The organism is Streptomyces antnestii (assembly GCF_004005495.1).
Classification (GTDB): domain Bacteria; phylum Actinomycetota; class Actinomycetes; order Streptomycetales; family Streptomycetaceae; genus Streptomyces; species Streptomyces antnestii.
This window is the reverse complement of the sequence record NZ_RZYA01000004.1, coordinates 66,916-88,495: the sequence shown is the minus strand read 5'-3', so window position 1 is coordinate 88,495 and position 21,580 is coordinate 66,916. Positions and strand designations below refer to the sequence as shown.

Genomic DNA, 21,580 nt, shown 5'->3' with positions numbered 1-21,580 from the left:
CGCAACCGCCGCCACACCCTCTGGATACATAGAAGGAGCGCCAACATGGCCGCCACTCAGGAAGAGATCGTCGCCGGTCTCGCGGAGATCGTGAACGAGATCGCCGGCATCCCGGTCGAGGACGTCCAGCTGGACAAGTCCTTCACCGACGACCTGGACGTCGACTCGCTGTCCATGGTCGAGGTCGTCGTCGCCGCCGAAGAGCGCTTCGACGTCAAGATCCCGGACGACGACGTCAAGAACCTCAAGACCGTGGGTGACGCCACCACCTACATCCTCGAGCACCAGGCCTGATCACCAGTTCGCCTAGTGCTGTCGCTCCGCCACCCGGCGGTGGCGCCGCTGAATCCCTCGCATCCGTTGGAGAAAGAATTCCTGTGAGCTCGACCAATCGCACCGTGGTCGTCACCGGTATCGGCGCAACCACACCGCTGGGTGGCGACGTGACGTCCACCTGGGAGGGTCTGGTCGCCGGTCGTTCCGGTGTCCGTCCCCTCGAACAGGAGTGGGCCGCCGACCAGGCGGTCCGTATCGCGGCGCAGATCGCCGTGGAGCCGGGCGAGGTCATTCCGCGCCCGCAGGCCCGCCGCCTGGACCGCTCGGCGCAGTTCGCGCTGATCGCGGCCAAGGAGGCCTGGGCCGACGCCGGTTTCACCGACAAGGCCGGTGAGGACGAGGCCGTCGCCCCCGACCGCCTCGGCGCGGTCATCGCCTCCGGCATCGGCGGCGTGACGACGCTCCTCGACCAGTACGACGTGCTGAAGGAGAAGGGCGTACGCCGCGTCTCCCCGCACACCGTCCCGATGCTCATGCCGAACGGCCCCTCGGCCAACGTCGGCCTGGCCGTGAACGCCCGCGCGGGTGTGCACACCCCGGTCTCCGCCTGCGCGTCCGGCGCCGAGGCCATCGGCTACGCGATCGAGATGATCCGCACGGGCCGTGCGGACGTCGTGGTCGCCGGTGGCACCGAGGCGGCCATCCACCCGCTGCCCATCGCCGCCTTCGGCAACATGATGGCCATGTCCAAGAACAACGACGACCCGCAGGGGGCCTCGCGCCCCTACGACATCGGCCGGGACGGCTTCGTCCTCGGTGAGGGCGCCGGCGTCCTGGTCCTCGAGTCCGCCGAGCACGCCGCCAAGCGCGGTGCCCGCGTCTACGCGGAGGCGGTCGGCCAGGGCATCTCCGCCGACAGCCACGACATCGTCCAGCCCGAGCCGGGCGGCCGCGGCATCTCGCAGGCCCTGCAGAACCTGCTCGACAGCACCGACCTGGACCCGGCCGAGATCGTGCACGTGAACGCGCACGCGACGTCGACGCCGGCCGGTGACGTGGCGGAACTCAAGGCGCTGCGCAAGGTGTTCGGCGACGACACCGACCACATGGCGGTCTCCGCCACCAAGTCGATGACGGGTCACCTGCTCGGTGGCGCCGGCGGTATCGAGTCGGTCGCGTCGGTGCTCGCCCTGTACCACCGGGTGGCTCCGCCGACGATCAACATCGAGAACCTCGACCCGGAGGCGGAGGCCAACGCCGACATCGTCCGTGGGGAGGCGCGCAAGCTGCCCGTCGAGGGCCGGATCGCTGCGCTGAACGACTCGTTCGGCTTTGGTGGGCACAACGTGGTGCTGGCGTTCCGTAGCGTCTGACGCTCCGCGAGCCTTTGAAAATGGGCGGGGCCCACTCGGAAGTTTCCGGGTGGGCCCGCTTCATATTCGTCTGCAGCCCGGTGGGGGCTTGTCGCGCAGTTCCCCGCGCCCCTTTCAGGGGCGCAACTCACGCCCGCGCAGTGACACCAGCACCCCCTACAAGGTCACACCACCTGGTGGAGCCATCTCACCGGGGCGCCCTCGCCCGCGTAGCGGAAGGGTTCGAGTTCGTCGTCCCAGGGCTTGCCGAGGAGTTTGGCGAGTTCGGCCTCGAGGTCCGTCTCGCCGCCCCTGGAGCGGGCCAGTGCGGCGCGCAGCCGGTCCTCGGGGATGAGGATGTCGCCGTGGATGCCGGTGACGGCGTGGAAGATGCCCAGTTCGGGGGTGGCGCTGTAGCGCTCGCCCTCGGCCGCCGCGCAGGGTTCCGCCGTGACCTCGAAGCGCAGGAGCTGCCAGCCGCGCAGCGCGGACGCCAGCTTGGAGGCGGTGCCCGCCTCTCCGCGCCAGGAGAACTCTGATCTCCAAGTGCCGGGCGCCGCGGGCTGCCTGATCCAGTCGAGGTTGATACGCGCGCCGAGCACGCCCGCGACTGCCCATTCGACGTGCGGGCACAGCGCGCGCGGCGCGGAGTGCACGTACAGAACTCCACGTGTCGTCACCGGGACCTCCAGTGTGGGACGAGTGCGCCTTTCCCGGCGGCCTCGCGCCCGTGCCGAGCAGATTTCCCCAGAGACTAGTCGAAGCAGGGGAATCAGGAAAAAAGGGGACAGATGTGACGTGATGTAATTTAGCGGAAGCTGTGCAGCGGGTTCTCACCGGGTTGTCGGACCGCTCTGCCGCTGCCGTGACAGCAGTGGCCGGGCCGCCTCGGGCCGAGGCTACCGTGTGGCGGCGCAAGGAGTGTGACGTACCGTCGGTCCCGGCGCCGATACACACCGACGTTTCACCCGCGGGGACTCAACCGCGGGGGTGTACGCAGCGTCACGTTCGACGACAGAGGCGCCCGCGGCGGCCAGGAGCGGTGAGAAGGGACAAGGAGATGCGGATGCGAAGCCACCGGTCAGCCGCGCTCCGGGTCTCCGTCGCCGGTGTGACGGCGATCCTCCTCGGTGCCGCGGGGCTCGCCGCGTGCGAGGTCACCGGTGGCAACTCCCCCGGTTCCACCGGCGGTACGGCCGGTGGCAAGCCGTCACCGAAGCCCACCCCCACGTGGGACACCAGTCCACGCTCGGTTGCCGCGGTGGGCGACTCCATCACGCGGGGTTTCGACGCCTGTTCGGTGCTCGCCGACTGCCCGGAGGTGTCGTGGGCGACCGGTTCCGACACCGGGGTGCGCAGTCTCGCGGTACGGCTCCTGGGGAAGGAGCGGGCCGCCACCCACAGTTGGAACTACGCGCGTACGGGCGCCCGGATGGCGGACCTTCCGGCGCAGATGGAGCAGGCGGCCGCGATGTCGCCGGGGCTGGTGACGGTGATGGCGGGGGCCAACGACGCGTGCCGTCCGACACCTTCCTCGATGACTCCGGTGGACACGTTCCGCGAGGACTTCCAGGACGCGATGCGCACCCTGCGGCGTGAGGCGCCCAAGGCGCAGGTGTACGTGTCGAGCGTGCCGGACCTCAAGCGCCTGTGGTCGGCGGGGCGGTCGAGCGCGCTGGGCAAGCAGGTGTGGAAGCTCGGCATCTGTTCGTCGATGCTGGCCGACCCGGACGACCTCGCCAAGGCGGCCACGCGGCGCCGGGCGGCGGTGCAGGATCGGGTGGTGGCCTACAACAAGGTGCTCGGAGACGTGTGCGCGAAGGACCGGTTGTGCCGGTACGACGGCGGGGCGGTCTTCGACTACCGGTTCGACGGCAGGCAGCTGAGCCACTGGGACTGGTTCCATCCCAGCAAGGACGGTCAGTCGAAGCTCGCGGCCATGGCGTACCGCCGGGTGACGTCCGAGGAACCGATCGCCTGAGTCGCGCGAGGGCGACCGATCGCCTGAGTCGCGGACAGGGCCCCGGCGTAGGGTCTCGATCATGCGCAGCGAACTCTTCGGCACGCTCCCCGGCGGCAGCCCCTACGGCAGTTCCGATGGCACCCCCGTCACCGCCGTCACCCCCGTCCACCGCTGGACGCTCGAACGTGGCGGGGTGCGGGTGCGCGTCCTGACGTACGGCGGGATCGTGCAGTCGGCGGAGGTTCCCGACCGGGCGGGTGTGACGGCGGACGTGGTGCTCGGGTTCCCGTCCCTGGAGGGCTATCTGGCGCATCCGGGGCCGTTCCTGGGCGCGCTGGTCGGCCGGTACGCGAACCGGATCGCGGGCGGCCGCTTCCTGCTCGACGGCCGGACCTACCACCTGGCGCAGAACAACGGGCCGAACGCGCTGCACGGCGGCGGGCGCGGCTTCGACAAGCGTGTCTGGGACGCGGAACCGGTCGAGCACGGTGTGCGCCTGCACCGCGTGAGCCCGCACGGCGAGGAGGGTTTCCCCGGGCGCCTGGAGGTCTCGGCGACGTACACGCTCGACGAGGACGGGGCGCTGCGGATCGCGTACGAGGCGGTGACCGACGCGCCGACCGTCGTGAATCTGACGAACCACACGTACTGGAATCTGGGCGGCGCGGACTGCGGTGACGCGGCGGGCGGGCACGAGGTGCGGATCGCGGCCTCGCGGTACACGCCGGCGGACGCGGATCTCGTGCCGACCGGGGAGTTCGCCGAGGTGGCGGGCACGGCGTACGACTTCCGGGAGCCGAGGGAGCCGGGGCTCGGTCACGACCGCAACTACGTGCTCGACAAGGGGGTGACTGCGACGCCGGTCGAGGTGGCCGGGCTGTACGACCCGGCGTCGGGGCGGACGCTGTCCGTGGCGACGACCGAGCCGGGGCTCCAGCTGTACACGTCCGACCACTTCGACGACGCGCTGCCGTTCGCGCCCGGCGCCGGGATCGCCCTGGAGACCCAGCACTTCCCGGACTCCCCCAACCGGCCGCACTTCCCGACGACGGAGCTGAGGCCGGGCGAGGTGTTCCGGTCGGAGACGGTGTACGGCTTCGGCACGCGCGTGTGACGACGGACGGGCCGGCGGGCGTGAAGGCGCGTTAACTCCCTTGTGTATGGCGGCGCTTACTGGTGCCAGATCACCGCGAGCGTCTTGCTCACCACGCACACTGCGGCGTAGACGACCGCCCAGCCGATCGCCCCGGCCAGCACGAGCCCGGCCGCGCCCGCCCCGAACCAGACCACCTCGAAGGCGACCCGGACCGCGCCCCTCGTCTTGTACGAAGCCTTCTGGGATCCGAACAGCGCCCACAGCGTGACCATCACCGCGACGGCCCCGAGCGCGAGCAGCCAGGCGAGCGGGGTCGCGACGTCGCGGGTGAACCCCCAGTAGGCGACCGCCGCCAGGGCGGCCAGTTCTATGAGGAAGAGGACGCCCAGGTTCGCCGTTTTCATGGCCGCAGTATGGACCGGGCCTACCGCTCCCGGATACGGGTGACGGCCCGCGCGATGTCCTCGTGGGCGAGGGACGGGTCCGCGGCGACCGCCTTGAAGTGGCTGAGGACGGCTTCCATGGCGGGGAGTTCGGTGGTCGCGGTGGCCAGGGCGATGTCCTTGACGGCGAGGTCCGAGCCGAAGTGCACGTCCGTCGCGAAGGCGCGGGCGAGGGCCCCGCCGAGGGGACCCGCGGCGAGCGCGCCCTTCGCCACGTCCTCGGGCAGGCCGAGCGCGTCGGCGAGCGCCATGGCCTCGGCGACCAGGCCGACGCCGCCGAGGACCGCGGTGTTGACGACGAGTTTGAGCGCGGCGCCGGAGCCGGGCGCTCCGGTGCGGGTGACCGTCCCGAGACGGGCGAGCACGCCTTCGACGCCGGCCGCGTCGCCGCCCGCGAGGATGCCGAGTTCGGCCGCCTCGGCCTTGTCGGTGCTGCCCATGACGGGCGCGTCGACGAGGGTCACCCCGTCTCCCAGGCGCGCCGCCAACTGCCGTACGGCGTCGGGTCCGATGGTCGACATCTCCACCCAGTGCGAGCCGGGGCGCAGCACGGGCGTGATGGCGTCGGCGACCTCGGACACGGCGTCCGGGGTGGCGAGCATGGTGATGACGACGTCGGCGTCGCGCACGGCGTCGGCGGGACTGTCGGCGAGCGCGGCGCCCCGTTCGACGAGGGGGGCGGCCTTCGCGGGGGTGCGGTTCCAGACGGTCAGGGGGTGTCCGGCGTCGAGGAGGTGGCGCGCCATGGGTGCGCCCATGTGACCGAGGCCGAGGAAGGCGATCTTTTCCATGTCCCGACGCTAGCGCCTGGGCGGCGGGCAGGGCGCTACGACGTGGGAGACCGCGTCACGTGGCAGACCGCGTCACGTAGGTGTGCCCGCCCAGGGCATCTGGGCGGGCGGCGGAGTCAGCGTGTCGCCGGTTCGCCCGCGCCGCGTGCGGGGCCCGCGGTCTCGCCGAGCAGGTCACGGGCCATCAGGGTCGCGCCCGCCACCGCGCCCGGCATCAGGAACACCGCCACGAACGGCACCAGGAACGCGACCGCGAGCGGCGTGCCGAAGCCCCAGGCGAGGCCCTTGCGGGAGCGCAGCAGGGCGAGGCGCTCACGCAGTTCGACGCTGCGGCGCTGGAGCGCGACCGCGGTGAGCTCCTCGGTCAGGAAGAAGCCGGTGATGAAGAAGCCGATCACCGGGACGACGGTCTGACCGACGAACGGGAGGAAGCCGAGGGCGAAGAGCAGGACGCCCCAGACGGCGGCACGGACCAGGATGCGCAGGCTGTCGCGCGCGGAGATCCACAGTTCGCGCCAGAGCGGCAGGCCCGACTCGGGCGCGTGGCCGCCCTCGGCGAGGTCGACCTTCTCCGACAGGGACTCGTAGAAGGGCTGGCCGACGAGGAGGGTGACGGCGGTGAAGGTGAGGACGGCGAGCAGCAGGACGAGGGCGAAGAGGACGCCGGTCAGGAAGCCGCGGAACAGGCCGGCCCACGGCGAGGTCCAGCCGTCGGCGAAGGGGGTCGCCCAGGTGACGAAGTCGTCGCCCCACACGGCCAGGCACACCAGCGCCGCCGCGTACAGGACCAGGGTGATCAGGCCGGGCAGGAGCCCCATGCCGAACTGCTTGCCGTGCTGGGAGACCCAGCGCTGGCCCTTCATCAAGTAGCCGAAGCCCGCCCCGAGATCACGCATGGGAACACCCTAGGGGACCGGCCCGCACCCCTCGCGTGGGGTACGGGCCGGGACCGGGTCGCGGCTCAGGCCGAGAGCGTGACCGTGATGTTGCCGCGGGTGGCCTTGGAGTACGGGCACACCTGGTGGGCCTTCTCGACCAGGGACTTGGCGGTGGCCGCGTCCACGTTCGGGATCTTGGCGGCGATCTCGACGATGAGGCCGAAGCCCTCGTCGTTCTTGCCGATGCCCACGTGCGCGGTGACGGTCGAGCCGGAGATGTCGGCGTTCTCCTGGCGGGCGACCACGGCGAGGGCGCCCTGGAAGCAGGCGCTGTAGCCGGCGGCGAACAGCTGCTCCGGGTTGGTGCCGGCGCCGCTGCCGCCCTGCTCCTTGGGCGGGTTCACGACGACGTCGAGCTTGCCGTCGTCCGTGGAGACGCGGCCGTCACGGCCGTTCTCCGCGGTGGCCACGGCGGTGTAGACGACGTCCGACTGCTGGATGGGCATCCCGTACTCCCTCATTCGATCACGCTTGATCCGGCACGTTGATCCGGTAGGCGGAAAGAGATTATCGAATCCCGGAAGAAACGAGCGTGACCGGGGTCACTCGGGGGCCATCCGGCGGTCACTCACCCAGCTTGACGACCATCTTTCCGATGTTGTCGCCGCGCAGAACCCCGAGGAACGCCTCCAGGTTGTTCTCGATGCCCTCGACGACGGTCTCGCGGTACTTGAGCTCGCCGGAGCGGACCCAGGCGCCGACCTCCTGCACGAACTGCGGCTGCAGGTCGTAGTGGTCGCCGACCAGGAAGCCCTCGATACGGCCGCGGGTCTGGATCAGGCGGGCCAGGTTGCGCGGGCCGGGGGCGGGCTCGGTGGCGTTGTAGACCGAGATCGCGCCGCAGATCGCGATGCGCCCGTCCCGGTTGAGCTGCCCGATCGCCGCTTCGAGGTGGTCGCCGCCGACGTTGTCGAAGTAGACGTCGATGCCGTCGGGGGCCGCCTGCTTGAGCTGCTCGAAGACAGAGCCGTTCTTGTAGTTGAACGCCGCGTCGAAGCCGTACTCCTCGACGAGGAGCTTGACCTTCTCGTCGGAGCCCGCGGAGCCGATGACGCGCGCGGCGCCCTTGAGCTTCGCGATCTGGCCGACCTGGCTGCCGACCGCGCCGGCCGCGCCGGAGACGAAGACCGTGTCGCCCTCCTTGAAGGAGAGGGTGCGCGTCAGACCCGCATACGCCGTCAGACCCGTCATGCCGAGGACGCCGAGGTACGCCGACAGGGGCGCGGCCTCCGGGTCGACCGTCACGGCCTGCTTGGCGTCGAAGGTGGCGTACTCGCGCCAGCCGTTGAAGTGCAGCACGTGGTCACCGACGGCCACACCCTCGTCGTTCGAGGCGACGACCACGCCGACCGCGCCGCCCTGCATCGCCTTGCCCAGCTCGTACGGGGCGACGTACGACTTGGCCGCGCTCATGCGGCCGCGCATGTACGGGTCCACGGACACGTAGAGGTTCTTCACGAGCACCTGGCCGGGGCCGGGCTGTGCGATCTCCACCTCGCGGAGCTCGAAGTCCTCGGGCTTCGGCCAGCCGACCGGGCGGCTGACCAGGTGCCACTCACGGCTCGTGGCGGGGAGCTGGGGGGTGTCGACAGACATGCGTGGACCTCCTGATTGCTTCACTTGCTGAAACAACCATGCTCCTCGATATTTCATAGTGTCAAGTAAATGGGTACTCTGGGGGACATGGCCGCAAGCAATTCCGTCCCGGAACCCGACCCCGCGACAGCCGACCTCGTCGCAATGATCGGCACGTTCGTCGCGCGCCACTACAAGGAGTACGAGCAGGCCGCCGGAGGCCAGGGCCTCACGGCGGCGCAGGCGCGCGTCCTCGACCTGCTCTCCCACGAGCCGATGCCCATGCGGCGCATCGCGCAGCAGGTGAACTGCGAGCCGTCGAACATCACCGGGCTCGTCGACCGCCTGGAGGCGCGCGGCCTCGTCGAACGCCGCCCCGACCCGGCCGACCGCCGGGTGAAGCTGGCCGCCCCGACGGACGAGGGCGTACGGATGGCGCGCGGCGTCAGGGGAAACCTGAGCTTCGCGTGCGGGGCCGTCGCCGGGCTCACCGAGACGGAGCAGGAAGTGCTGCGGGGGCTGCTGCGCAAGATGCTGGGCGGGGACACGGCGGACTGACACCGCCCGCCAGGACCTCCGGGGCGCTAAGGGGCGCTAAGGGGTGTCAGACACCCCCTAGGTGCACCACCACAGGAACCGGTCGCATGAGTGCGTCGGGGTGGGGACCGGCGCGGGGGGTGTGGTCGTGGGGTGAGGGGCGGGTCGGCGGGGGGTCTCGGTGGGCGCGCCGCCGGACGTCGGTGTGGCGGCGGGCGCGGCCGTGGCACCGCCCGGGTTCCGGTCGACCGCCGCCGCCTCCTTCTCCTTGTCGCCCTTCTTCACGTCGTCGGACTCCGACGCGGACGGCGACGGGGAGGCCGAGGAGGTCGGCGCGTGCGGGTCCGGCGCGGTCGTGGCGCCGCCCGTCGGGGAGGCGGCCGCCGAGGACGCGGCGGCCGCGGCCTCGCGGTCGGCGGCCTCCTCGGCGGACGAGGACGAGCCGCGCCCGTCACCGTCGGCCGACGACTCCGTGCCGAGCTCCGCGAAGCTGAGGCCGCCCGCGGCGAGCGCGAGTCCGGCGGCGGCGAACACGATCTTGTTGCGCCGACGCCGGTGCGCCCTGCGGGCAACCGACTCACGGCGTTCCCTGCGGGAGCGGCGGGGGTACGCGGGTTCGTCGGCGTGAGCGACACCGGCACCCTCGGCCGGCTCCTGTGCGGCGAGCGCCTCCGCATGCTCGCGGCACGCGTCGGCGGGCGTGCCGCACCCCGGGCAGGCGAGGGCGCCGTTGAGGTGCCTGCGGCACGGGTGGCAGTAGTCCATGACGCATGGAGGCTAGGCGCCACGCCGTAACGGGAAAAGCCGGTGCTGTGAAAGTTCTGTGCGGAAGCGGGTGTTCCGACACCTTGCCCGCTTCCGCGGTCACCGTCCTTCGCCGTCACCGGCGTCACCGTCCCCCGCGCCGGTCCCTCAGCCGGCGTGCGCGCAGGACCAGTTCCAGTTCGAAGCGGCGGTCCGGGTCGTCCACCTCGTCGCCCCACAACTCCCGTATCTGGCGCAGCCGGTAGCGCACCGTCTGCGGGTGGACGCCGAGGAGGGCGGCCACTTCCGGAGCGCCGCCGCGGGTCTCCAGCCAGGCGAGGAGCGTGTCGGCGAGGCGGGCGGCGTGGGTGGGTCCGCAGTGGGCGAGGGGGGCGAGGGCGCGGCGCGAGAGGTCGTCGATGAGTTCCTCGGGCTGGAGCAGGACGAGTTCCTGGGTGTGCTCGGTGCAGTGGAGCACCTCGCCGCCCGGGAGCAGCCCGCGTTCCACGAGCCGGACCGCGGCCTCGGCCCAGCGCAGCGACTTCGCCGCGTCGGCGAGCGGCACCGGCGGGCCGATGGCGCCCGACCAGCCCGCCATGGCGCGGCGCAGCAGTTCGGGGCGGCCCGCCGCGTCGGGGTCGGGCACGACCATGCGGGGCTGCTCGGTCTCCATGTCGAGGAGCACGCCCTGTCCGACGGCGGGCGCGACGGCCTCGCGCGCGGGGCGCAGGAGGACGCCGACGGAGACCCGGTCGGGCAGCGGCCAGCCGATCTTGGCGGCGCGCTCGGCGAGGGCGCGCGCGGGGTCGGGTCCGCCGGCCTGTTCGGCGGGGCCGGCGAGCAGCAGGTCGATGAGCCCCCGCTGGAGGCGCAGGCGTTCGCCGGCCTGCCGGGCCGCGGCCTCGGCGTAGCCGCGTACGGACTGGTCGACGAGTCCGTCGAGGTACTCGAAGCCGGACTCGGCGAGTTCGTACATGGCGGGCGGCGGGATGAGGGCCCGCTGGCCGAGTTCGGCGAGGCGGCGCCAGGCGAGGCGCACACCGAGCCGGTACATGGCCTGGAGGGAGTCGAGGCTGCGGCCGTGCAGGCTCTGGCCGCGGCCGAACTCCTGGAAGACGGCCGGGTGGGAGCGCGGCCGGTCCTCCGCGTCGGCGAGCTGGAGCTGCACGAAGCCCTCGATGGCGCGGCGGATGCCGACGAGCGCCATGGGCTCGCCGGACTCGTCGAGCACGAGGGGCAGATGGGGGTACTCGCGGCGGATCTCGCGCAGGATGTCCTCCGCGAGGGCGGGCGCCTCGGCCATGGCGAGACCGGCGAAGCGCTTCACCTGGAGCCGCGGCACATCACGCCAGGCCGACCGCTCGCACCGCGGGGCGGCGGCGCGGTCGGCTGGACCGGGAGGCGTGGAGGCGTGGCCGGCGGAGGCGGGAAGCGTGGCGGCGCGGTCGGCGGAACCGGCAAGCGTGCCGGCGTGGCCGACGGAGCCAGGAAGCGTGCCGGAGTTGCCGGCGGAACCAGGAAGCGTGGAGGCGTGGCCGACTGAGCCAGGAAACGTGGCGGGATTGCCGGCGGAACCGGGAAGCGCGGAAGCGCGGTCGGCTGAGCCAGGAAGCGCGGCAGCGTGGCCGACAGAGCCGGGAAGCGCGGCGGCACGGTCAGCAGAACCGGGAAGCACGGAGGCGTTGCCAGCGGAACCGGGAACCGAGGAGGCGTGGCTGCCGACGGAACCGGGAAGCGCGGCAGCGCGATCGGCGGAACCGGGAACCGAGGAGGCGTGGCCGGCGGAACCGGGAAGCGTGCCGACGTGGCCGGCGGAGCCGTGGTCAACGGCACCGACCTCACCGGCACCCCGGCCACCCGCACCACGGTCACCGGCACCCCGGTCACCGCCACGATCACCGGCACCCCGGTCACCGCCGCCACGGCCTGGGCCACCGCCACCGGCCTCACCCGCGCCACGAGAGCCTCCGTCGCCACGAGAGCCCCCGCCGTCACGAGAGCCCCCGCCGTCACGAGAGCCCCCGTCGCCACGAGAGCCCCCGCCGTCACGAGAGCCTCCGTCACCGCGAGAGCCCCCGTCGTCACGGGCGACAGCCCCCCGTCCCGTCGGGCCGCCCGTTGGAACGGCCGGCACCCCTCAGCGCTCCCGGCCGGCTGTCTCGTACGTCACGAGTGGCACGTTCGGCTGGTCCGGGGTGGCGTTCAGGAGGGCGACGACGCCCAGGGCGGCGCCGATGGCGAGTGCGGCGCCTGCCGCCATGGTCAGGGCGGCGGCGAGCAGTCTGTTCATCGCAGGGTGAGCCTCTCGTTCTCGGAGGTCGAATCCCCACCCGTACCGCACCGCTTGCCGGCCCCGTTCCGGCAAGTGCCCAGTGTCGGCAATGCATTGACACTCCGTCAAGTGTGCGCCTACGGTTCCCGGCCCTGGGCCTGTCCCCAGCCGCACTGCGCCCGCACCAGAGCTCCCTCCCACCCCCCAGGAGTGCCGGATGCGTCGTACCGCCTCAGCTTTCTCCCTGCTCACCCTGGGTCTCGGCGCGTTCCTCCTCGCCCTGGCCCCACTACTCGCCTGGTACGTCGAACCACGCGCCGAGCGCACCCCGCTCGACGTCGACACCACGACCGTGTTCACCGGAACCGGAAGCTATTTCGACACCGGTGCGGTGCGGACGGTGCACGGCAGACGGATCACCGTCACGCGCCAGGTGCGCGGCGACGTGGCCGCCGGCGAGAAGAGCGGCCGGGCGGTGTGGGACGTGGCGACGTCCGTCGACACCGACGCGACGCTGCCCGCGTCGGACCCGCACGACGCGCTCCAGTGGACCCGGGAGCGCTGGGTCACCGACCGTGCGACGAACGCGCCCGTGCACTGCTGCGGCGAGCAGCCGTCGTTCGCGGGCGAGGCCTATCTCAAGTTCCCCTTCGACGTCCAGAAGCGCGCATACCGCTGGTGGGACAACACGCTCGGCGCGACGGTCACGCTCTCCTACCGGGGCACGAAGAGGGTCAAGGGCCACGAGGGCTACCGCTTCACCGGCACCGTCCCCGCCACCAGGACCGGCTCGCGCCTGGTGCCCGGCGCGATCGTGGGACAGCCGAAGCGGAATCAGGTCCTGGCCGAGGAGTGGTACGCGAACCACGGCATCGAACTCGTCGCCGACCCGAAGACGGGCCGGATCGTCTACGCGGCGATCGGCCCGCGCAAGACGCTGCGCGCCCCCGGTGCGGCGAAGGACGCGGTGGTGCTCCTGGACAGCGAGCGCATCGCGTTCACCCCGGCCACCCAGCGGCAGCAGGTGGCGCTCGCCCGGGACGACAGCGGCCGCCTTCGCCTGCTCGGCACCACGCTGCCGCTCGCGGCGGGCGCGGCCGGACTCGCGCTCGCGGCACTGGGTGCCGTGCTCGTCGTGCGGGGCCGGGGCGGACGTGGCCGGTCGGCCGGAAGCGGGCCGTCGAATCCCGATTCGTCCCCAACAGTGCTGGAACCCTCCACGATGTGATGAGACGTCAGCCGGTGAAAGCTGAGAAATTGTCACCTGCGTGAGTAGCCGCCGCGCACAGTGCGGCGAAAACTGTCCCACCCCACCCCCGCACAGTTCGCGCACGGCCCCCGCACAGCCCCGGCACAGCTCCTCCAGATCCACCGCCCGGCCATCCGCTCCGCGCAGCCCCGCGTCACCCCGTGCAACCCCGCACAACCCCCCACACCGTTCCGCACCCCGAGACGAGTTGGAGCACCCATGCCCCAGCACGTGCCCACCCCCCTGCGCACCCCCCGCCCGGGAGACGCGCGTCCCCATCCGGCGCCGCACCCGCCGCCGCACCGGATCGTCTTCCTCGCCCACCGCGACCTCGGCAACCCGGCCGCGGGCGGTTCCGAACTGCTCGTCGACCGGCTGGCCGACGGGCTCACCCGGCTCGGCCACGAGGTCACGCTGCTGTGCGGCGGACCGGCCGCGTTCCGCGACTACCGCGTCGTGTCGGCGGGCAGCGACCTCGGCCACTATGTGCGGGCCCGCTCCGCCTTCGCCCGCCAGGTCGGCGACTGCGACCTGCTCGTGGAGGTGTGCAACGGCATGCCGTACCTGGCACCGCTGTGGCATCGCGGCCCGACGCTCCGCCTGGTCAACCACGTCCACACCGACCTGTGGCGGATGCGCTTCGGCGGACCGCTCGCGCCGGCCGCGCAGCTCGGCCGGCGCCTCGAACACTGGGCGCTGTCCGGCGCCGAGCGCAAAGGTCTGCTGGTGGCCGTCTCGCCGTCCACGGCGGCGGCGCTGCGGGCGCTCGGCGTCGAACGGGAGCGGATCCGCGTCGTCCACAACGGCGTGGAGGAGCCGGGCCCGCGCGCGGACCGCTCCCGCGAGCCGCTGTTCCTCGCCATGGGCCGGCTCGTCGAGTACAAACGGATCGATCTGCTGCTGCGCCTGTGGGAACGGGTGCGGCCGGTCACCGGCGGCCGGCTCGTGATCGTCGGCGACGGGCCCGAGCGTGAACGGCTCGGACAACTCGCGGGCCCCGACGTCGAGTTCAGGGGACATGTCTCCGAGGCCGAGAAGGACCGGCTGCTCGGCGAGGCGTGGCTGCTCCTGCACCCGTCCGCCGTGGAGGGGTGGGGTCTCGTCGTGACGGAGGCCGCCGCCCGCGGGACGCCGGCGATCGGCTTCGACGTGCCGGGCCTGCGGGACTCCGTCGAGGACGGGGTCACCGGCCTCCTCGCGCGGGGCGAGTCGTCGTTCGCGGCGGCCTGGTGCGCCCTCGCGCTGTCCGGGGAGCGGCGCCGCCTGATGGGCAAGGCCGCGGAGGAACGGGCCGCGACCTTCCGCTGGGCGCACACGGTGCGGCAGTTCAGAGCCGTGGCCGCCGAGGCGGTGAGGAGCCCCGCGCCATGAACCACTCCACACGGACACAGTCCACACCGACGCAGCCCACGCCGACGCCGTCCACACCGACGCAGTCCACCCGCACGCATCCCACCCGCACACCCCCGCGCGACCCGTCCCTGCGCCGCTCGATCGCCCTGTTCCGCGCGTTCCTGCGCGAGCAGCGGGACCCGGAGGCCTGCTACTCCCTCCTGGCCCGTGACGCCGCCGACCAGGTCGAGGCGGTCATCGGCGGCGTACGGGGGAAGGTCGTCGTCGACGTGGGCGGCGGATCCGGCTACTTCACCCGCGAGTTCCGCGGGCGCGGCGCGCACGCCTTCCTCTTCGAGCCCGACCTGCGGGAGCTGGGCGAGTCACCGGTCGCGCCCGCGGTCGTCGCGGACGGCTACCTGCTGCCGCTCGCGGACGGCGCGGCCGACGTCACGTTCTCCTCGAACGTCCTGGAGCACGTGGCCGACCCGCAGACCTTCGTCAGCGAGCTGGTGCGGGTGACCCGGCCCGGCGGGATCGTCTATCTCTCGTTCACCAACTGGCTGTCGCCGTGGGGCGGTCACGAGTGGGCGCCCTGGCACTACCTGGGCGCCCGCCGGGCCCACGCCCGCTACCGGCGGCGTACCGGCAGGCAGCCCAAGCACACGCTCGGCGAGAACCTCTTCGCGCACCACATCGGCCCGACGCTGCGCCAGGTCAGGGCCCGTGACGACATCACCGTCGTCTCCGCGCGCTCCCGCTACTGGCCGTTCCTCGCGGCGACCGTCGCGAAGGTGCCGGGGCTGCGCGAGTTCGCCACCTGGAACCTCCTCCTCATCCTCCGGCGGTGTCCATGACGAGTACGGTCCAGGCGCCGCCCCCGGCGGCTGCCCGCCCCGCCCCCGACCCGGCAGGACACGGGCGGGGGCCGCGCTCGCGGCGCTGGCTCCTCGCCTTCTGGGCCACGGTGTTCGTGCTGTTCCTCGCGGTGTCGCCGGGACGCATGACGTTCGACACGAAGCTGGGCGTGGCGCTCGACCCGTGGAAGTTCCTCACCGACCTGGGCAGCCTGTGGCACGACCGGGCCGGGTTCGGCGGGATCTTCGACCAGTACGTGGGTTACGCGTTCCCGATGCTCCCCTTCTACGGGCTCGCGCGGCTCACGCACCTTCCGGTGTGGCTGGCCGAGCGGCTGTGGCTGTCGGTCATCGTGACCGTGGCGTTCTGGGGCGCCCTGCGGCTCGCGGAGCGCCTGCGGATCGGCAGCCCGCGCTCCCGGCTCCTGGGCGCGGCGGCGTACGCGCTGTGGCCCGCGTTCACGATCGTCGTGGGCTCGACGTCGGCGGCCGCGCTGCCGGGCGCGTTCCTGCCATGGGTGCTGCTTCCGCTCACGAACGAGCGGACGTGCGCGCGCGTCGCGGCGACCCGTTCGGCGCTCCTCATCCCGTTCATGGGCGGGGTGAACGCGGCGGCCACCCTCGCCTCGCTGCTCCCGGTCGGCCTCTATCTGCTCTCCCGCCCGCCCGGCCCGCGCCGCCGCAAGCTGATCGCGTGGTGGACCCCGTCGGTGATCCTGGCGACGGCGTGGTGGATCCTGCCGCTGCTCCTGCTCGGCGTCTACGGCGAGAACTTCCTTCCGTACGTGGAGACTTCGCAGACGACCACCGGCACGATGTCGGCCGCCGAGGCCCTGCGCGGCGCCGGGAACTGGGTGGCCTATCTGCACTTCGGCGAGGCGTGGCTGCCGGCCGGCTGGACCGTCGCGACGGCGGCCGTCACCGTCGTCGGCTCGGCGCTCGCGGCGGCCCTCGGTCTCGCCGGGCTCGCCCGCCGCGACCTGCCCGAGCGCCGCTGGCTCGTCCTGACCGTCCTCACGGTCGCGCTGATCACGCTCGCGGGCTACGGCGGCGCGCTCGGGGCGCCCTTCCACTCCACGGTCCAGTCCTGGCTGAACGGCGGCCTGGTCCCGTTCCGCAACATCTACAAGTTCCAGACCGGCCTCGGTCTCGCCCTCGCGTTCGGCCTGATGCATCTGACGGCGGTCGCGGCCGAGCCGCGCGGCGCGCGTCCTCTGCGCCACCGCCGGTACGCGCCCCTCCTCGCGGCGGTCCTGATCCTGCCGGGCCTCGCCTGGCCGTATCTCAACGGTTCGATCCTGCAGCCGGGTTCGTTCCGCTCCCTGCCCGCGTACTGGGACACGACGGCGCACTGGCTGCAGAAGTACTCGCCCGACTCGCGTGCCCTCGTCGTGCCCGAGACCGCGCACGGCATCTACACGTGGGGCTCCCCCATCGACCAGCCGCTCGACGTGCTCGCCGACTCCCCCTGGGCACAGCGCGACTACGTGCCGTTCGGCACCCCGGGAAACCGCCGCGCCCTCGACGCCGTGGAGCAGGCCCTGACCACCGGCGGCGAAGTCCCCGGCCTCCAGGACTACTTGAGCCGCGCGGGCCTGCACTACGTCGCCGTAAGGGGCGATCTCGACCCCGACCAGCTGGGCTACGTACCGACCGCGACCGTCAAGCGCACCCTGGAGGAGTCCGGGTACGAGCGCGTCGCCGGGTTCGGGCCCGTCACAACCGGCGGGCGCATCGCCGAGGGCACTCCGCTGCAGGTCGAGGGGCTGTATCCGCGGCAGCGCGCGGTGGAGATCTACGCGCCGAAGTCCGCGCGCCGGCCCGGCCGGGCCGAGCTGCTCCCGGTGTCCGCCACTACGGAGGTCAGCGGCGGGCCCGAGTCGCTGCTGCCGCTGTCCGCCGACCCCGGGATGCGCGACCGGCCCACCGTCCTCGCCGGCGACAACCATCCGGGCATCGGAACTCCCGTCCTGCGCACGGCCGGTGACGGGCTGCGGCGCGCCGACACCCGGTTCGGCCTGATCGGCTCCAACACCTCGTACACGTACACGCCCACGGAGCGGAACGCGCCGGGCAGCACTCAGGATCCGGGCGCGAAGCCGCGGCAGATCCTCCCGGGCAAGGGCACGGCGCATCAGACGACGGCGGTGCTGCGCGGGGCCGCGCAGGTCACGGCGTCGTCCAGCGGGAACTGGCTGTTCCATCTGCCTCAGTGCGATCCCGTGAACGCGTTCGACGGGGATCCGGACACCGCGTGGGCGGAGGGCAGCCCGGGCTCGCCGCGCGGGCAGTGGCTGCGGATCGCGTTCTCGAAGCAGACCCCTGTCCCGGGGACGATCCGGGTCACTCCGCTGCCGCAGGACGGCGTCCGGGCCGCGCCGACCCGGATCCGCGTCGAGACGGAGCGCGGCGCCGTCACCTCCACCCTGCAGCCGAACGGACAGCCGCAGACCGTCAAATCCCCCGCAGGCGCCAGCAGTTGGCTTCGGATCACCATCCTGGACGCTGAGCGCGCGCACGCGCGTCTGACGGGTGCGGGGTTCTCCGGCGTGGACATCCCGGGCGTGCGGGTGACGCGGTTGCTGCGGATGCCCCAGGACTCCGCGGGCGCCCAGCAGTTCGCCTTCCACGCGACCGCCGCCGAGCCCGGCCTCGGTCGCCGGTTCACGACGCACGAAGGCGGCACGTACACCCTCACGGCGAGCGCGCGGCCCGCACCCGGCGACGCGTTCGACAAGCTGCTCTACCAGGTGGCGCCCGATCAGCAGAGCCGCGTCACGGCGACCGCCGACTCCACCTCCGCGCTCGGCGGCGATCTGTCGGCGCGCAATCTCACGGACGGCGACCTGACCACCGCGTGGATCGCGGGCGACCGGCCCACCATCCATCTGCGCTGGCCCGACAAGCAGCCGGTCGGCGAGATCGTCCTCGCGGCGGCGGGCGGCCTGTCCACCCGGCCCGAGAAGATCGAGATCAGCTCCCCGGACGGGGCCGCCGTCGCGGGAGTCGACGAGAACGGGGTGGCCCGCTTCGACCCGATCACCACGGACCGCCTGGACATCACGGTCACGCAGACCGCGCCCCTGACGGTCCACAACCCGGTGGCGGACGCCGATCTGCAGCTGCCGGTCGGCCTGACCGAGGCCTACCTCCCCGCCCTCGACCAGTACCGCACCCCGCAGCCCTCCCCCACCCGCACGTTCCGGCTGCCCTGCGGCAAGGGGCCGGACGTCACGGTCGACGGGACACGGCACGCGACCAGCGCCAGGGGGACGGTCGCGGACCTGGTGGAGCGGCGGCCCGTCGAGGTCACCGTGTGCGGACAGGTGCCGGGGACGCGGACGCTCCCCCTCCCGGCGGGCACCCACACCCTTGAGGCTCCGGGCAAGGGCCCACTGCGTCTCACCGACGCCGTCCTCACCCGCACCGACGCACCGTCCACCACCCCGCCGGCCACCCGCGAGCTGCGCGTCCGCGACTGGGCCGGCGACCGCAGGGAAGTCACCGTCGGCTCCGGCCAGGCCGCCTATCTGACGACGTACGAGAACGTCAACGACGGGTGGAAGGCCACGCTCGACGGCAAGGAGCTGACCCCGCTGCGCCTCGACGGCTGGCAGCAGGGCTTCCTCCTCCCCCGGGGCGCGGGCGGCACCGTGAAGCTGTCGTACGAACCGGCGACCACGTACGAGGCGGGGCTGACCGGCGGTGCCGTGGGCGTGCTCGTGCTCGCCGGGGTCGCCCTGTTCCGGCGGCGCGCCACGCACACCGACGAGACACCGCCGCCCCCGCCGCCGGGGTTCCTGCTCGGCACGGTGGCGCTCACCGTCGTGGGCGTGGTGATCGCCGGTCCGCTCGCCCTGCTCGTTCCGGTGCTGGCGCTCGTGGCTCGGTGGCGGCACACGCTCCTCGTCCCGGTCGCGTTCCTCGCGATGGCGGGCGCGGGGGTCGCCGCCGCGGCCGGAGCGGGCGAACCGGCCCGCTCGTCCACGGGAGCGTTCGGGCCGGTGGCCCAACTCCTCGCGCTGGTCGCCCTGTTCGCGGCCCTCGCGACGACCCGCCGACAGGTAGCTCCCGCGCAGACAGCGGCACCCGGTCACGGCCACCCCGCACAGGAAGGCGAAGCATGAGCGTTCCGGCCCCGCCCGCGCCGCGGCGCGTCCCCTTTCCCGTGGTCGACGAGGTCGCCCGGCACTGTCTCCGGGAGGAGGAGCCGGAGACCGTCCACATCGAGGTCCACCTGCCGGGCACCCCGAACCCCGCCCGCCTCACGGCCGCCGTCACCGGGGCCCTGCGGCGCCATCCGCGCGTCCTGATGCGCGAGGCGGCGGGCCCCTGGTACCGGCGGCGCTACGAGTGGGAACTGACGCACGGCCCGGACGTGGACGTCGTCACCTTCCCGCCGCCGGGCCCCGACGCGCTCGAACGTGCCAGGACCCGCGCCCTGACCCACGCCCCGCCCCTGACCGCGTCACCGCCGGTCCGCCTCGAAGTGACGCGCGCGAGCGAGGAATCCGGCGCCGTCCTCCTCCTCACCGTCAACCACACCGCCCTGGACGGCCCGGCCTGCCTGCGCGTCCTCGCCACGGCCGCCGAGCTGTACGGGGGCCGCGACAACTCCCCGGCGGCGGCCCCGCACCGCGCGCCGCCTCCGCACCGCGCGCCGCCCGGCGGCCCCCCGCCCGGCCGGCGCGCTCCCTCACCCTGGGTGCCGCCCGCCCGCGTGGCCCCCGGCACCCCGGCCCCACGGCCCGGCAACGGCCTGCTCGTCGCTGACCTCCCCCTGCCGCGCCGCCCCGCCGGAGCCCCGTACACCGTCAACGACCAGCTCATGGCCGCCACCGCCCTGATGATCGCGCACTGGAACCGGGAGCACGACGCGCGCCCGCGCCCCCTGCGCATCACCATGCCGGTGGACGACCGGTCCCGGGGTGCGGACATGCCCATCGGTAACGGCACCCGGCTCGTCGAAGTCGCTTTCGAACCAGGCGAGTTGGGTGACGGCGGCGTGCCGCTGCTACTGCATCGCACCGCCGTCCGCACCCGCGCCCTGAAGGCCCTCGCCCGGCCCCAGCTCGGTCACGGCGCCGCCCTCCTCACCGCCCCGCTCGCCCCCGTCGCCTGGCGCGGCGCGGTGACCCGCGGACTGCGCAGGGCCGCCGCGCCCTGGACGTCGACCACGCTGCTGAGCAACATCGGCCGCGTCCCCTACCCGCTCGACTTCGGCGACGCGGGCCGCGCCCACGCCGTCTGGTTCTCGGCGCCCGCGCGCATGCCGCGCGGCCTGACCGTGACGACCGCGTCCACCGCGGGCCGCCTGCACCTCGCCCTGCGCTGGTCGCGCACCCTGCTCGGCGCCGGCGACGGCGCCCGGCTGCGGGACCTGTTCGAGCACTACCTGGACGCGACGCAGGAGGCGACGCCATGACCACCACCTCCGCCCCGCCCGGCCTTCGGGACTTCTACGAGGACCCGGCGACCCCGGTCGCCTCCGGCGAACAGCGCTCCCACCGCCAGGCCCGCGCCCTCGCCGCCGCGCTCGGCAGGCCCGCGCCCCTGCCCGCCCTCGTCGTCGACATCGGCTGCGGCGACGGACAGGCCGCGGCCACCGCGGCGCCGCTCCTCGCGGGCCACCGCATCGTCGGCGTCGACTGGTCGCAGGACGCCCTCAAGCGGGCCAGGACCCGTATCCCGCACGTCGTGCGGGGTGAACTCACCGCGAGCGGGCTGCCGTTCGCGGCGGGCTCCGCCGACGCCGTCCTGTTCAGCGAGGTGATCGAGCACCTCGTCGACCCCGACGCCGCGCTCGACGAGATCCGCCGGATCCTGCGCCCCGGCGGCCACCTCATGCTGTCCACGCCGAACCTCGCCGCCTGGTACAACCGCGCCCTGCTGCTCGCCGGTGTGCAGCCGGTCTTCTCCGAGGTCAGCCTGCGCGCGGTGCACGGCAGACCGGGCACCGAGGTCGTGGGCCACCTGCGCCTCTACACGGCCCGCGCGCTGCGCTCGTTCGTCGCGGCGGCGGGCTTCGACGTCGTACGGGTCACGGGTGCGCCCTTCCACGGGGTGCCGCGCCCACTGCGCCCCCTGGACCGGCTCGCCTGCACGGCGCCGTCCCTCTCGTCGATCCTGCTGCTGCACGCCAGGAAGACGTGAGC

At 73.2% G+C, this 21,580-nt stretch carries 20 protein-coding genes; 11 read left to right on the top strand and 9 right to left on the bottom strand.

Annotated features, from left to right (window positions below):
- Positions 1–45 precede the first annotated feature (45 nt).
- Both EOT10_RS10790 and EOT10_RS10785 read left to right on the top strand, forming a co-directional pair.
- Positions 46–294, top strand: a complete 249-nt coding sequence (locus EOT10_RS10790; RefSeq protein WP_127827902.1) for an acyl carrier protein — start codon at positions 46–48, stop codon at positions 292–294.
- Between the two features lie 83 nt (positions 295–377).
- Positions 378–1,649 (top strand): beta-ketoacyl-[acyl-carrier-protein] synthase family protein, encoded by a 1,272-nt coding sequence (locus EOT10_RS10785; protein WP_127827901.1) that lies wholly within the window; start codon positions 378–380, stop codon positions 1,647–1,649.
- 164 nt (positions 1,650–1,813) lie between these two features.
- Here EOT10_RS10785 and EOT10_RS10780 read toward each other — a convergent pair whose 3' ends face one another.
- Complete coding sequence (locus EOT10_RS10780; protein ID WP_127827900.1) at positions 1,814–2,308, bottom strand: DUF3145 domain-containing protein; 495 nt, start codon at positions 2,306–2,308, stop codon at positions 1,814–1,816.
- A gap of 380 nt (positions 2,309–2,688) precedes the next feature.
- Here EOT10_RS10780 and EOT10_RS10775 point away from each other — a divergent pair, with 380 nt between their 5' ends.
- Together EOT10_RS10775 and EOT10_RS10770 are read left to right on the top strand one after the other, a co-directional pair.
- A complete protein-coding gene (locus EOT10_RS10775) occupies positions 2,689–3,609 on the top strand; it encodes an SGNH/GDSL hydrolase family protein (RefSeq protein ID WP_127827899.1) in 921 nt (306 codons plus the stop codon).
- Between the two features lie 61 nt (positions 3,610–3,670).
- Positions 3,671–4,705, top strand: a complete 1,035-nt coding sequence (locus EOT10_RS10770) for an aldose epimerase family protein (RefSeq protein ID WP_127827898.1) — start codon at positions 3,671–3,673, stop codon at positions 4,703–4,705.
- A gap of 56 nt (positions 4,706–4,761) precedes the next feature.
- Here the strand turns inward: EOT10_RS10770 and EOT10_RS10765 are convergent, their stop codons facing one another.
- The 5 genes from EOT10_RS10765 to EOT10_RS10745 all read right to left on the bottom strand — a co-directional run bounded on the left by EOT10_RS10765 (position 4,762) and on the right by EOT10_RS10745 (position 8,455).
- Complete coding sequence (locus tag EOT10_RS10765) at positions 4,762–5,091, bottom strand: YrdB family protein (RefSeq protein ID WP_127827897.1); 330 nt, start codon at positions 5,089–5,091, stop codon at positions 4,762–4,764.
- 20 nt (positions 5,092–5,111) lie between these two features.
- Positions 5,112–5,921 carry an NAD(P)-dependent oxidoreductase gene (locus EOT10_RS10760; protein WP_127827896.1) on the bottom strand — a complete coding sequence of 270 codons (810 nt, stop codon included), beginning with the start codon at positions 5,919–5,921 and terminating at the stop codon, positions 5,112–5,114.
- A gap of 116 nt (positions 5,922–6,037) precedes the next feature.
- Positions 6,038–6,817 (bottom strand): EI24 domain-containing protein, encoded by a 780-nt coding sequence (locus EOT10_RS10755; protein WP_127827895.1) that lies wholly within the window; start codon positions 6,815–6,817, stop codon positions 6,038–6,040.
- Between the two features lie 65 nt (positions 6,818–6,882).
- Positions 6,883–7,305, bottom strand: coding sequence for an organic hydroperoxide resistance protein (locus EOT10_RS10750; RefSeq protein WP_127827894.1), 423 nt, complete (start codon positions 7,303–7,305; stop codon positions 6,883–6,885).
- 118 nt (positions 7,306–7,423) lie between these two features.
- On the bottom strand, positions 7,424–8,455 hold the full coding sequence (locus tag EOT10_RS10745) for an NADP-dependent oxidoreductase (RefSeq protein ID WP_127827893.1): 1,032 nt from the start codon (positions 8,453–8,455) through the stop codon (positions 7,424–7,426).
- Positions 8,456–8,542: 87 nt separating this feature from the next.
- Between EOT10_RS10745 and EOT10_RS10740 the strand changes: the two genes are divergently transcribed.
- On the top strand, positions 8,543–8,992 hold the full coding sequence (locus EOT10_RS10740) for a MarR family winged helix-turn-helix transcriptional regulator (RefSeq protein WP_127827892.1): 450 nt from the start codon (positions 8,543–8,545) through the stop codon (positions 8,990–8,992).
- 57 nt (positions 8,993–9,049) lie between these two features.
- Here the strand turns inward: EOT10_RS10740 and EOT10_RS10735 are convergent, their stop codons facing one another.
- The 3 genes from EOT10_RS10735 to EOT10_RS41250 form a co-directional block, all read right to left on the bottom strand.
- Positions 9,050–9,736 carry an SCO2400 family protein gene (locus tag EOT10_RS10735; protein ID WP_127827891.1) on the bottom strand — a complete coding sequence of 229 codons (687 nt, stop codon included), beginning with the start codon at positions 9,734–9,736 and terminating at the stop codon, positions 9,050–9,052.
- Between the two features lie 124 nt (positions 9,737–9,860).
- The gene (locus EOT10_RS10730; RefSeq protein ID WP_127828198.1) at positions 9,861–11,018 is read right to left on the bottom strand and encodes a PucR family transcriptional regulator; all 1,158 of its coding nucleotides are present in this window, start codon (positions 11,016–11,018) and stop codon (positions 9,861–9,863) included.
- A gap of 834 nt (positions 11,019–11,852) precedes the next feature.
- Positions 11,853–12,005, bottom strand: coding sequence for a hypothetical protein (locus EOT10_RS41250; RefSeq protein WP_189491421.1), 153 nt, complete (start codon positions 12,003–12,005; stop codon positions 11,853–11,855).
- 199 nt (positions 12,006–12,204) lie between these two features.
- Here EOT10_RS41250 and pgfA point away from each other — a divergent pair, with 199 nt between their 5' ends.
- The 6 genes from pgfA to EOT10_RS10700 all read left to right on the top strand — a co-directional run bounded on the left by pgfA (position 12,205) and on the right by EOT10_RS10700 (position 21,578).
- Complete coding sequence (pgfA, locus tag EOT10_RS10725; RefSeq protein WP_127827890.1) at positions 12,205–13,215, top strand: cell envelope lipid trafficking protein PgfA; 1,011 nt, start codon at positions 12,205–12,207, stop codon at positions 13,213–13,215.
- Between the two features lie 240 nt (positions 13,216–13,455).
- Positions 13,456–14,607, top strand: a complete 1,152-nt coding sequence (locus tag EOT10_RS10720) for a glycosyltransferase family 4 protein (protein ID WP_127827889.1) — start codon at positions 13,456–13,458, stop codon at positions 14,605–14,607.
- Positions 14,604–15,425: a class I SAM-dependent methyltransferase gene (locus EOT10_RS10715; protein WP_127827888.1), complete on the top strand. Its 822-nt coding sequence runs from the start codon at positions 14,604–14,606 to the stop codon at positions 15,423–15,425. The genes EOT10_RS10720 and EOT10_RS10715 overlap by 4 nt, the downstream gene beginning before the upstream one ends.
- Entirely contained in the window at positions 15,422–19,552 is a 4,131-nt protein-coding gene (locus EOT10_RS10710; RefSeq protein WP_127828197.1) for an alpha-(1->3)-arabinofuranosyltransferase, read from the top strand. Before EOT10_RS10715 ends, EOT10_RS10710 begins: the two co-directional genes overlap by 4 nt.
- Positions 19,549–20,850 carry a condensation protein gene (locus EOT10_RS10705; RefSeq protein WP_127827887.1) on the top strand — a complete coding sequence of 434 codons (1,302 nt, stop codon included), beginning with the start codon at positions 19,549–19,551 and terminating at the stop codon, positions 20,848–20,850. The genes EOT10_RS10710 and EOT10_RS10705 overlap by 4 nt, the downstream gene beginning before the upstream one ends.
- Positions 20,847–21,578: a class I SAM-dependent methyltransferase gene (locus EOT10_RS10700; protein ID WP_127827886.1), complete on the top strand. Its 732-nt coding sequence runs from the start codon at positions 20,847–20,849 to the stop codon at positions 21,576–21,578. Before EOT10_RS10705 ends, EOT10_RS10700 begins: the two co-directional genes overlap by 4 nt.
- Positions 21,579–21,580: the final 2 nt, after the last annotated feature.

Bases quoted from the DNA above. Each gene is read 5' to 3' on its own strand.
- EOT10_RS10735 (WP_127827891.1), bottom strand. From the start codon at position 9,736: ATGGACTACTGCCACCCGTGCCGCAGGCACCTCAACGGCGCCCTCGCC.
- EOT10_RS10770 (WP_127827898.1), top strand. From the start codon at position 3,671: ATGCGCAGCGAACTCTTCGGCACGCTCCCCGGCGGCAGCCCCTACGGC.
- EOT10_RS10720 (WP_127827889.1), top strand. From the start codon at position 13,456: ATGCCCCAGCACGTGCCCACCCCCCTGCGCACCCCCCGCCCGGGAGAC.
- pgfA (WP_127827890.1), top strand. From the start codon at position 12,205: ATGCGTCGTACCGCCTCAGCTTTCTCCCTGCTCACCCTGGGTCTCGGC.
- EOT10_RS10730 (WP_127828198.1), bottom strand. From the start codon at position 11,018: ATGGCCGAGGCGCCCGCCCTCGCGGAGGACATCCTGCGCGAGATCCGC.
- EOT10_RS10705 (WP_127827887.1), top strand. From the start codon at position 19,549: ATGAGCGTTCCGGCCCCGCCCGCGCCGCGGCGCGTCCCCTTTCCCGTG.
- EOT10_RS10710 (WP_127828197.1), top strand. From the start codon at position 15,422: ATGACGAGTACGGTCCAGGCGCCGCCCCCGGCGGCTGCCCGCCCCGCC.
- EOT10_RS41250 (WP_189491421.1), bottom strand. From the start codon at position 12,005: ATGAACAGACTGCTCGCCGCCGCCCTGACCATGGCGGCAGGCGCCGCA.
- EOT10_RS10750 (WP_127827894.1), bottom strand. From the start codon at position 7,305: ATGCCCATCCAGCAGTCGGACGTCGTCTACACCGCCGTGGCCACCGCG.
- EOT10_RS10700 (WP_127827886.1), top strand. From the start codon at position 20,847: ATGACCACCACCTCCGCCCCGCCCGGCCTTCGGGACTTCTACGAGGAC.
- EOT10_RS10715 (WP_127827888.1), top strand. From the start codon at position 14,604: ATGAACCACTCCACACGGACACAGTCCACACCGACGCAGCCCACGCCG.
- EOT10_RS10765 (WP_127827897.1), bottom strand. From the start codon at position 5,091: ATGAAAACGGCGAACCTGGGCGTCCTCTTCCTCATAGAACTGGCCGCC.
- EOT10_RS10790 (WP_127827902.1), top strand. From the start codon at position 46: ATGGCCGCCACTCAGGAAGAGATCGTCGCCGGTCTCGCGGAGATCGTG.
- EOT10_RS10740 (WP_127827892.1), top strand. From the start codon at position 8,543: ATGGCCGCAAGCAATTCCGTCCCGGAACCCGACCCCGCGACAGCCGAC.
- EOT10_RS10760 (WP_127827896.1), bottom strand. From the start codon at position 5,921: ATGGAAAAGATCGCCTTCCTCGGCCTCGGTCACATGGGCGCACCCATG.
- EOT10_RS10755 (WP_127827895.1), bottom strand. From the start codon at position 6,817: ATGCGTGATCTCGGGGCGGGCTTCGGCTACTTGATGAAGGGCCAGCGC.
- EOT10_RS10775 (WP_127827899.1), top strand. From the start codon at position 2,689: ATGCGGATGCGAAGCCACCGGTCAGCCGCGCTCCGGGTCTCCGTCGCC.
- EOT10_RS10745 (WP_127827893.1), bottom strand. From the start codon at position 8,455: ATGTCTGTCGACACCCCCCAGCTCCCCGCCACGAGCCGTGAGTGGCAC.